We start from the raw sequence: 10761 nt of genomic DNA on the forward strand, positions 1-10761 counted from the left end.
TTTCGTCACCTGAGGTCTCCATGCCATCTGCTATCTCCACTGACGTCCTGATTGTCGGCGCGGGCGTTGCCGGTCTCTGGCTCAATGCGCGGCTGCGTCGCCAGGGGTTTTCGACAGTGGTGGTGGAGAGCGCCAGCCTCGGTGGCGGACAGACGTTCAAGTCTCAAGGCATCATTCACGGCGGCGCCAAATACGCGCTGCACGGCGCGCTGTCCGGTGCGTCGGAGGCCATCGCCGACATGCCCCGCCGCTGGCGCGAAGCGCTGGACGGCAAGGGTGAACTGAATCTGTCGGGAGTTCGGTTGCTCTCCGAAGCCCACTACCTATGGTCGCCAGGCACCATCGCGGGCAATCTCACCAGTTTCTTCGCCAGCAAGGCCGTGCGCGGTCGTGTGGATCAGGTGAAGGGCAACGAGCTGCCTCCCGCTCTGCAAGACCCGCGCTTCAAGGGCAAGGTCTATCGCTTGGCCGAGCTGGTGATCGACGTGCCGAGCCTGGTGCAGAAACTCGCTGAACTCGCCGGAGACAGCCTGCTGGCAGGCGAAAAAATCGAGCCGTTGCTGCACGAAGGCGAACTGGTGGGCTTGCGGGTCGACGACCGTGATATTCATGCCCAGCGCGTGGTGCTCAGCGCAGGCGGCGGCACGGCCGATCTGCTCAAGGCACTGAACGTGAATCACCCGGCCATGCAGCGTCGTCCGCTGCACATGGTCATCGTCAAGGGGCCGACACTCAAGCCGCTGTACGCTCATTGCCTCGGCGGCGGACCGAAACCGCGCATCACCGTGACCACGCACCCGGCTGCCAATGGTGAGTGGGTCTGGTACTTGGGCGGGGACATCTCCGAAGCCGATGGCGTGGCTCGCGAACCGGCCGAGCAGATTGCCTTCGCCAAGAAAGAACTCGCGCAATTACTGCCGTGGGTCGATCTGAGCCAGGCGCAATTCGCCACATTGCGAGTGGACCGCGCCGAGCCACAGCAGACCGGACTGGTCCGTCCGGACAATGCCTTCCTCGACGTGCAGGGCCGTCTGATGGTGGGCTGGCCGACCAAACTCGCCCTCGCGCCTGACTTCGCTGACCGCGTGCTGGCCTCGCTCTCCCGTGATGACATTCACCCGATCCCGCAGCCGCCGTATCCGAATCTGCCCAAACCGCCACTGGCCGTACCGGCGTGGGATGAGCTGCTGCCATGAAGACCCTGCACGATCTGCATCGACCACTGGGCGGCCTCGGCATCGAGGTGTCTCCCATCGGCCTGGGCACGGTCAAGCTGGGTCGTGATCAGGGCGTGAAATACCCTAACGGCTTCACCATTCCCGACGACGACGAAGCGCGCATGCTGCTCAAGCTGGCGCGGGACTTGGGCATCAACCTGATCGACACCGCTCCGGCGTATGGCCGGAGCGAAGAGCGCCTCGGCCCGTTGTTGCGCGGCCAGCGTCAGGATTGGGTGATTGTCAGCAAGGTGGGGGAAGAGTTCGAAGCAGGTCGGTCGAGCCATGACTTCAGCGCTGCGCAAACGCGGATGTCAGTGGAGCGCAGCCTCAAGCGTCTGGAAACCGACTTCATCGACTTAGTGCTGGTGCACTCCGATGGCAACGATCTGCACGTTCTCAACGAATGCGACGTGTATCAAACGCTGGCTGAACTGAAGCGCGAGGGCAAGATTCGCGGCTACGGCTTTTCCGGCAAAACCGTCGAGGGTGGGTTGCTGGCGTTGCGGGAAGGCGATTGCGCCATGGTCACCTACAACCTCAACGAGCAGGCCGAAAAGCCGGTGCTGGACTACGCTGCTGTCCACGGCAAAGGCATCCTGATCAAAAAGGCGCTGGCCAGCGGGCACGTTTGCCTGAGTCCCGGCGTAGATCCGGTGCAGGCGAGTTTTGAACTGCTGTTCGGGCATCCTGGCGTCACCGGTGCTATCGTCGGAACGATCAATCCACTGCACCTGTCCCACAACGTGACCACTGCTGCTGCCGTGCTACATAACCCGCTTCTTAGTCGCTCCTGATGCCAGGCGGCCGACCCCAACGCAAGAAGGAGCCGATATGCCGCGAACCCTGATAAGAAAGAACCCCAGCAACTTCAAGACCCTGCCCCTGTTCGTCGAAGCCACCCCCGAAAGCCTGAGTTACCAGAGCGTGGGGATGCCGCTCAATTTCTCCCAGACCCTGCAACGCCGTCGCAAGATTGAGGTGGAGGACAGCGAGCGGTTTTCGGCTGAACTGGCGAACCTCGGTGTCTCGGTGCGGCTGACGCTGAATTGGCAGAATCGGGATTATTGGGTGCTGGTGCGCCAGCGTCGTCAGGACCGTGGCGACGTGGTGTTGAAGCTGATTTCCGGTTACGTCCCCGCCCATGAACTGAACCTGCCGCTGCACACGGCGATTCAGGAAGTGGCCGAAGAATGCCTGATCGAAACTCCGCAAGGCTGGCTGGGCGGACGTTTCAACGATACCTGGCTGCCCGCGCCTTACGCGGCTGCGTTGCATTATCGCGAGGCCATGCCCTTTCGCCTGAGCCCTCTGTCTGGCGCTGCCCGTCCGGTGCGCTGCGGCGCCATGACGCTGATCGAACGCCCTCGCGCTTATGTTCATCTGCCGACGGCCTCGTTGCAGTTGATCTACGACATGCGCCTGGAAGTGCCGAAAGAGGCCCGTCCGCTGAGCCTGTTTCACGTCGATGAGGCGCTGGAAAACGATCAACTCGTCGCCCGGCTCAATCGCAGCAAACCCGATCTGTACCTGATGCCGCTGGAGAACGGATCGCCGCTGCCAGAGTTGTATACGCTCAAGAACGACAAGCTCACGCCTGCAGGCACGCGAGGGTTGTACCTGGCCGAGAGTTTTGCGGCGCAGGAAGGCTGGGTGGTACGTGAAGAGCGGATTCGCTGGAAGGACTGGCTGTTGCAGCAAGGGATGGTGCCGCCGAAAGCGAAGAAGACCGGGATCAAGCGCCGGTTGAAAGTGGGGGCGAAGCAGCTGCTGCGTATTGCGCGGCAGAAGCTGCATAAGTCGTAGTCATCGAAGTTTCCATCCGCGTTGCACACCCCTGTAGGAGCGAATTCATTCGCGAGGCGCAGGTACGTCCGACAAATAGACGTCGACTGTACGGGCCTTTCGCGAATAAATTCGCTCCTACAGGTAGCAAGCGTCCGCCTTTGGTTATCCGAACGCTAACGCCTTCGTTACAGGCAGATCACTGCCCGCGAATCTTCTCGACAATCGCCGTGGTCGAGCTGTTCTCGACCAACCCCAGCACCCGAACCTCCCCGCCATACGCCTGCACAATCGACGCACCGACGACCTGATCCACGCTGTAATCCCCGCCTTTGACCAGCACGTCCGGCTTGACGTGGGTCAGCAGGTTTTCGGGCGTGCCTTCCGGGAAGCTGATGACCCAGTCCACGGCCCCCAGACCAGCCAGCACCGCCATGCGACGGTCGACGCTATTGATTGGGCGGCCCGGGCCTTTGAGGCGGCTGACCGACGCGTCGTCGTTAACCGCAACGATCAAACGATCGCCTTGGGCGCGAGCCTGCTCCAGGTAGGTCACATGTCCGGCATGAAGAATGTCGAAACAACCGTTGGTGAACACGATTTTTTCGTCGTGGGCACGGGCGTCGTCGATGGCCAGCAGCAGTTGGTCGAGGCTCAGCACGCCACGCTCGGAACCTTCGGCGCGCTGAATGGCGCGGCGCAGCTCAGGCGCGCTGATGGCCGCCGTACCCAGTTTGCCGACCACGATACCAGCCGCCAGATTGGCCAGCGCCACCGCATGGGGCAATTCTTCACCGGCCGCGATGGCCGCTGCCAGCGTGGATATCACGGTGTCGCCTGCGCCAGTCACGTCAAACACTTCGCGGGCTCGGGCAGGCAGGTGCAACGCCTGCTGATCGGGACGTAACAGGGTCATGCCGTGTTCGCCACGGGTGACCAGCAACGCTCCCAGTTCAAGCTCGGACATCAATTGCGCGCCCTTCGCGACCAGTTCGGCCTCATCGACACAATGGCCAACGATGGCTTCGAATTCGCTGAGGTTCGGGGTGATGACGCTGGCGCCACGGTAGATCGCGAAATCCTTGCCTTTCGGGTCCGCCAGCACAGGAATGCCCCGGTCGCGAGCGGCCTTGATCAGCACTTGATGGTTTTTTAGCGCGCCTTTGCCGTAGTCGGACAGGACCAACACCTTGACGCCCTCAAGCAGGGAATCGACTTCATCGCTCAAAGCGAGCGCGTCGGTGGCGAACGGTTGTTCGAAATCGATGCGCAGCAGTTGCTGATGGCGGCTCATGACGCGCAGTTTGACGATGGTTGGCTGATGAGCGATCTGCTGGAAACGTGCAGTCACGCCTGCGGCCTTGAGGCTGTTGCTCAAGCTTTCAGCGGCTTCATCCTGACCAGTCACGCCAACGAGGGAGGCTTTGGCACCCAGTGCGGCGATGTTCAACGCCACGTTGGCGGCGCCGCCCGGACGGTCTTCGATCTGATCGACCTTGACCACTGGCACCGGGGCCTCAGGTGAAATCCTTGAGGTACCGCCATGCCAGTAGCGGTCGAGCATGACATCGCCCACTACCAGAACTGGTGCCTGATCGAAACGCGGCATGGACAACTTCATCGAACAACCCGTAACTAAGAATGAACAGGGGCGGAATCTTAGCACAGGGTTTCAATGGCTTGAGGCAGGAAGGGAAACTCGGCGTGACAGTCAGTGCCGATCACGGGTGTAGGAACGACACAACGCCATGTAGGAGCGCGCTTGCCCGCGAACTGGGTTGTGTCATTCGGTATTTGCGTATCTGGTCTGGCGCTATCGCGAGCAAGCTCACTCCTACAGGGTTGAAGGTCGCCCCGACATGTCGGAACAACCCGGTTCGTTGTAGGAGTGAGCTTGCTCGCGATGACGGCTGGCCACGCAAAATTAAGGACAGTCGTTTACACCGCACCGACCGGCGCAGGCTCATCAAGGCCCATGGCGTGCAGTCGGGCGTAGTAGCCGTTCTGCGCCAGCAGCTCGGAATGGGTGCCGCGCTCTACGATGCGGCCCTGATCCATCACCAGAATCAGGTCGGCGCGTTCGATGGTGGACAGGCGGTGCGCGATGACCAGCGTGGTGCGGCCTTTCATCACGTGGTCCAGCGCGGCCTGAATGTGGCGCTCGGACTCGGTGTCCAGCGCCGAGGTCGCTTCGTCGAGAATCAGCAGCGGCGCGTTTTTCAATAAGGCACGCGCAATGGCCAAACGCTGACGTTGGCCACCCGACAGCAGTACTCCATTTTCACCCACCTGCGTATCAAAGCCTTCGGAGAGCTGATCGACGAACTCCTTGGCATAGGCATCCGCTGCAGCGGCTTCGATGTCGGCACGCGGCGCATCGGCCAGATCACCGTAGGCGATGTTATTGGCAACGCTGTCGTTGAACAGGGTTACGTTCTGATTCACCTGAGCCACATGCTTGCGAAGGTTACGCAAGCGATAGTTCTCGATCTCGACGCCATCGAGCAGTATCTCGCCCGAAGTGTGGTGATAAAAGCGCGGAATCAGGTTCGCAAGCGTCGATTTGCCACTGCCCGAGCGGCCGACCAACGCAATCATCTGCCCCGGTGCTGCCGAGAAGCTGATGTCGTGCAAAACCTGACGCTCGGTTTCGGGGTAGGTGAAGCTCAGGTTGCGCACTTCCAGATGGCCCTGCACCCGCTCCAGTTCGACCGTGCCGGTGTCCACCTCAGCCTCTTCATCGAGCTGTTCGAAGATGCTTTCGGCGCCCGCGACGCCTTTCTGGATCGTCGAGCTGACTTCGGACAGCTGACGAATCGGCTTCGGCAGCAAGCCCGCCGCCGTGATGTAGGCCACCAGATCGCCCGCCGTCGCATCGCCACGCAGCCACAGCACCAGAAACATCAGCACGGCCATGGCGGTGTAGATCACCAGTTGCAGCATCGGGGTGTAGATCGACCCCGTCTTGGTCATGCGCAGCTGTTTGTCGGTGTTGCTGGTGGAGGCCTTGGCGAAACGCTCTTCTTCATACGCCTCGCCGCCAAAGCTGCGAACGACGCGATAGCCCTGAATGGTCTCGGAAGCGACGTGGGTCACGTCCCCCATCGCCACCTGGATTTTCTTGCTCTGCTTACGGAATTTCTTGCTGGAGCTGCCGACCATCACGGCGATCAGCGGCAGGATCGCCAGCATGACAATCGTCAGTTTCCAGTTCATCCACACCAGATAGAAGAACAGGAACACGATGGTCAGGCCTTCACGAATCACCACTTTGATCGCGTCGGTCGCCGCACCGGTGACCATGGTCACGTTGAAAGTAATGCGTGAAATGAGGTGCCCGGAATTGTGGGTGTCGAAATAGCGATTAGGCAGGACCAGCAGTTTGTTGAACAACTCGACCCGCAGGTCATGGACCAGGCCCAGCGAGACCTTGGCCAGAAAATAGTTACCCAGATACGACCCCAAACCCTGCCACGCCGCGATCAAGACGATCAGCAACGGCACGGCCTGCAGCAATTGCAGGTCCTTGAGGTACGGCGTGTCGGGAAACAGCGCCGCTTCGGGATTGGTCAGTCCATCGACGAAATATTTGAGAATGCCGGCCAGCATGGGCTGGGTCGAGGCGAAAATGACGAAGCCGACGATGCTGAGCAGAAAGACACCCACGTAAGGCTTCACGTAGGTCAGCAGTCGGAGATAGATTTTCAGGCTTGAGGATTCGCGTTTCTCTGGCGTGCTCATAGTCATCGATACGATAAAAAGAGCCGGAATACTAACACATGGGCAGGGGGTTGGGCCTCGGGCGGCAGGCTGGGGTATGATGGCGGCCATTTTCGAAGGAGCCCGCATGCGCGCACTCGCCTACTCTGACTACCAAGCCTTACGCAGAGATGCCGAAGTCATTGAAGCCGACTTCTTCGGAGACAAGGTGCTCCGCCTCACCGACGGCAACTTCATGAAGCTGTTCCGGCGCAAACGCCTGATATCCTCCGCAGCGTTCTTTCCCTACGCCAATCGTTTTGCCAAAAACGCCCTGACCCTTCGCAAACGCGGCATTCCCTGTCCCGATGTGCTGGACACCTACCGGGTAGCGGATATTGCGCGCGACGTGGTGCATTACCAGCCGCTGCCCGGGCTGACCCTGCGTCAACTGATCGCCGACCCCGCGCATTTTCAGGACGCCACGCTGCTGCGCACATTCGGTCGTTTCGTGGCTGAATTGCACAATCAGGGCATCTACTTTCGTTCGCTGCACTTGGGCAACGTGGTGATGACCCCGGAAAACGAATTGGGGCTGATCGACATCGCCGACATGAAGACTCTGCGTCGTCCGCTGCGCAAAAACCTGTGCCTGCGCAATTTCCAGCACATGCGTCGCTACAAGAGCGACCATGCGTGGCTGCTTCAGCAGGATGGGGATCTATTCTTCGAGAGTTACATCGAGCACAGCGCGCATCAGTGGAAACGCCAACTGCTCAGCGAGCACCTGGCGCTGGCGAAGGCGTAACGTGGGAATGGCTAACTGAGCGCGGCCTTCTTCTCGGATTTACCAAGGCACAGCGACAGCACGAACGGCATCCACACCACCATCCACATGGCGCGCGCCCGGCCAAATACGGTGAACACGTCAAACTGCACGGCGACTGTGGCGAATACCCAGATCATCAGGATGGCCATGCCCAACGCCTCGTTGCGGTGACGCCAGGCACGCAGGCCCAACCACAGCCACAAGACGATCCACAGCACCGTAAACGGGATGCCGTACTGCACGGCCGTGTCGAGTATCAGGTTGTGACAGTGGCCGAAGATGACACCGCCGGCCGAGACTTCGTAATCACTGCTCAGACCAATGCCCAGCCAAGGGCGTTGGTGAATCAAGTCGATGGCCCCCCTGATCAGCACCGTGCGCTCGGAATCGCCCCGCTGCAGGATCGACGGTTCAAAAATGGCCAGGGCGACGGCGGCGACCAGCGCCAGAATCGCGAGGGTACGATAGAACCGCCCGCCACCCAGCAACACGACCACGGCGGCCACGGCCATCAGCGAAACAATCGAGCCCCGGCTGCCGGTCAGGATGACGAAGGCGACCGAACACGCCTGAAGCAGCGCCCATAGAACGCGCCCACTGTTTTTTTGCGGCCACCACGTACAGCTGAGCACCACCAGTGCGGCGATGGTGTAACCCGCAGGGTTGGGGTTGTCCATGAAACCGCCGAAGCCGTACATCCGGTCGATGCCACGCATCGGGTAGGCGATCAGCGCCGCCAGGGAGTAAAGCCCCCCCAGCCCACCCCACAGAATCAGCATGCTTTGCAGGGGCCGATTGAACGTCCGCCCCCAGACGATCCAGCCCAGAATCAGCATGAGAAAGAACAGTTCGCGCTTGATGATGGTCAAGTAGCGCTCCGCCCCGTCACTCCACGCGAGCGAAATCAGTGACCAGACGAACAACAGCAGAAACAGCCAGAGCTCGCGGCGGTTGAGTACCGTATGGCGAAATTCGTGGAAATAACGAGCGATCAGGTACAGGCAAGGCAAGTAAACGAACGCAGTCAGCAGCCAACTGTAGAACTTCATCGTGGGCGTCAGCAGAACGCCCGCGACACTCCAGAACAACCCGAAGGCCAGTACCACACCGGCCACGCCAAGATGCGCGCTGACCGTACGAAGCTGCTCACTACCCTGTGTGAAAACGCGGCTAACCCATGGCTGATTCTGTAGGGACTGACTCACTGTGCACCCTTGGGCTTACGGTATTTGAAAACGAAGTGTCGGAACCGCTTCCATGTCACGCGGTTCCAGCGGTGCACGGGCACACTGGCGAACAGGCTGCGGGCGAACGGTTTGTCCGCCACGACCGACTCTTTCAACGCCTTGTTGATGATCGCCAGACGGCCCGCTTCATAGGCGGGATTGTCCTGGTAGGCCTCGATCACTTTCAGGTCATAGATCAGCTGACTCTTATACGCCGTCTTGGAGATGTTGGTGTCGTGGCGTCGATACAGCGTGACCCGGTCCGGCAAAATATGCACCTGATAGCCCGCCTTGGCGATGCGCAAGGTCATCTGGAAATCCTGGACCTTGATTGTGGGGTCATAGCCGCCCACGTTGTCGATGGCTTCGCGCCGGTACATGGCGACCGGGCCGCCGACGGCATAGGCATCGGCCAACAGCTCGTCGAAGCTCCAGCGTTGGACCGGCGCATGGCTGGCCACCTTGTGCTTGAGGGGGTTGCCAACGGAGTCGATGTAGATGACCTTCGCACCGAGCAACCCCACTTCCGGGTGCTCTTGCATGTAGCTCACCTGGCGGCGAATTCGTCCGGCCAGCATCACGTCATCGGAATCGTGGGTCACCACCAGATCGCCACGGGCGTGGCTCAAGGCTTTGTTGAGCGCGGCGCTGACGCCCTGGTTGTCCTGCTGATAGAACTGAAAATCATGAACCCGGCGCAGCGCTTCGATTTTCTCCGCGCTGGCGTCGGTGGAGCCGTCGTTGACGACGATCAGCTCAAAATTGTCGTAGTCCTGCTCCAGCACACTAAGCAGGGACTCCTCGATGTAACGCTCATGGTTGAAACACGGCACTAAAATCGAGACTAATGGCCATTTCATACCCGCACTCGATCCTTGGCTTCTGGCTGCGCCTTCAATGGCCACATTTCTGAAGGCTGACGACGGATGTCCTGGCAACCTGACAGTGTGAAAAATGGCATGCGGAGATTATCTGGTTTCAAATTAATATCATTATTTTCAGCGCATGAACCGTTCAAATCAAATCCCTAATGCTGCCCGCAGCCTCTCGACACCGCTCACTGGCGCCTGCTCGCGCAATGCCGGCTCAAGCTCACGCACGATGCGTGCGCCAATCGCCCCGAATCCAAACTGAGACACTGCCAGATCGCGCCCGTTGACCGCAATACGCGCAGCAAGACTCGGATCATCCCGCAGGATCGCGAGCTTTTTCTGTAATTGGGGTATGTCGCTGTAAAACACCACGTTGTGCATGTCTTGCAGGCCTAGCGCACGGCTCTCGGCGTCGCCTTGATCATACGCAAACAGCACACAACCACAGGCCATTGCCTCGAAATTCTTGATCATGAATTCGCCCATGCCGACGTCTGCACTCACGAAGAAACGGATGCGGTTCAGGGTGTCGCCATATTCCTGGCCGGACTTGGTGCGGGTCACCACCAGTTTCTCGACCTGGCCAAGCTCGTCGAGCAATGCCTTGCGACCGCTGTAGGCGACGCTATTGGTGCTGCCGACGAATGCCAGTTCGATGTCCCGCTCACGGCCTTGGTCGCTGAGCAACGTCTGATCGTAGCCCTTCGGCACGAACACCGCGTCAAAACCTTCTTCTCTCAGGCGCTCGCTGACCACGAAACCGGAACTGAGAACGCGCACCCACGGCAGCTTGCGGTAATGCGCGCTGAACTTGCCGGTGTATTTGCAAGGGATGTAGTTCTGATAGGCATCGTGTTCAAGGATCACCAGATTGGGGACTGTACGGATGAAGCCCGCCTGACGGATTTCCTGCTTGAACCGCAGGAAGAACACGATACGGTCGTATTTCTTGACGTCCACATGCTGGCGGAAATAGCGGCGCAGGTTGCGCTGCTCGTCAGAGGTCAGCCAACGCAGGTCACACTCGCAATGGGCTGCGACGCCTTCGTAAAGACGATCCAGAATGGCACGTTGCTCTTTCTGGACCAGAAACAAAACCTTCATGGGCTTCCTTTTAAAACCAGATCACTACC

Annotated in this window: 9 protein-coding genes; 4 read left to right on the forward strand and 5 right to left on the reverse strand. The window is 59.9% G+C overall.

Annotated features, from left to right (window positions below; translation table 11 throughout):
- Positions 1–20 precede the first annotated feature (20 nt).
- Genes AAEO81_RS28075 through AAEO81_RS28085 form a run of 3 tightly spaced genes read left to right on the forward strand, consistent with a single transcriptional unit; the run spans position 21 to position 3023 of the window.
- Entirely contained in the window at positions 21–1196 is a 1176-nt protein-coding gene (locus tag AAEO81_RS28075; RefSeq protein ID WP_341960361.1) for an FAD-dependent oxidoreductase, read from the forward strand.
- On the forward strand, positions 1193–2014 hold the full coding sequence (locus AAEO81_RS28080; protein ID WP_341960362.1) for an aldo/keto reductase: 822 nt from the start codon (positions 1193–1195) through the stop codon (positions 2012–2014). Before AAEO81_RS28075 ends, AAEO81_RS28080 begins: the two co-directional genes overlap by 4 nt.
- A gap of 37 nt (positions 2015–2051) precedes the next feature.
- Entirely contained in the window at positions 2052–3023 is a 972-nt protein-coding gene (locus tag AAEO81_RS28085) for a metal ABC transporter ATPase (RefSeq protein ID WP_341960363.1), read from the forward strand.
- Positions 3024–3201: 178 nt separating this feature from the next.
- Here AAEO81_RS28085 and hldE read toward each other — a convergent pair whose 3' ends face one another.
- Together hldE and msbA are read right to left on the reverse strand one after the other, a co-directional pair.
- Positions 3202–4623 carry a bifunctional D-glycero-beta-D-manno-heptose-7-phosphate kinase/D-glycero-beta-D-manno-heptose 1-phosphate adenylyltransferase HldE gene (gene hldE / locus AAEO81_RS28090; protein WP_341960365.1) on the reverse strand — a complete coding sequence of 474 codons (1422 nt, stop codon included), beginning with the start codon at positions 4621–4623 and terminating at the stop codon, positions 3202–3204.
- A 317-nt stretch (positions 4624–4940) separates the two neighbouring features.
- Positions 4941–6743, reverse strand: a complete 1803-nt coding sequence (msbA, locus tag AAEO81_RS28095; RefSeq protein ID WP_341960366.1) for a lipid A export permease/ATP-binding protein MsbA — start codon at positions 6741–6743, stop codon at positions 4941–4943.
- Between the two features lie 106 nt (positions 6744–6849).
- On the opposite strand from msbA, the gene AAEO81_RS28100 reads away from it, so the two are divergent.
- Positions 6850–7509, forward strand: a complete 660-nt coding sequence (locus tag AAEO81_RS28100) for a toluene tolerance protein (RefSeq protein ID WP_341960367.1) — start codon at positions 6850–6852, stop codon at positions 7507–7509.
- An 11-nt stretch (positions 7510–7520) separates the two neighbouring features.
- Here the strand turns inward: AAEO81_RS28100 and AAEO81_RS28105 are convergent, their stop codons facing one another.
- The 3 genes from AAEO81_RS28105 to AAEO81_RS28115 all read right to left on the reverse strand — a co-directional run bounded on the left by AAEO81_RS28105 (position 7521) and on the right by AAEO81_RS28115 (position 10732).
- Positions 7521–8735, reverse strand: coding sequence for an O-antigen ligase family protein (locus AAEO81_RS28105; RefSeq protein WP_341960368.1), 1215 nt, complete (start codon positions 8733–8735; stop codon positions 7521–7523).
- Entirely contained in the window at positions 8732–9616 is an 885-nt protein-coding gene (locus tag AAEO81_RS28110) for a glycosyltransferase family A protein (protein WP_341960369.1), read from the reverse strand. Before AAEO81_RS28110 ends, AAEO81_RS28105 begins: the two co-directional genes overlap by 4 nt.
- A 159-nt stretch (positions 9617–9775) precedes the next feature.
- Positions 9776–10732 carry a glycosyltransferase gene (locus AAEO81_RS28115; protein ID WP_166596052.1) on the reverse strand — a complete coding sequence of 319 codons (957 nt, stop codon included), beginning with the start codon at positions 10730–10732 and terminating at the stop codon, positions 9776–9778.
- Positions 10733–10761: the final 29 nt, after the last annotated feature.

It is taken from the genome of Pseudomonas sp. RC10 (genome assembly GCF_038397775.1).
Classification (GTDB): Bacteria; Pseudomonadota; Gammaproteobacteria; order Pseudomonadales; family Pseudomonadaceae; genus Aquipseudomonas; species Aquipseudomonas bambusae.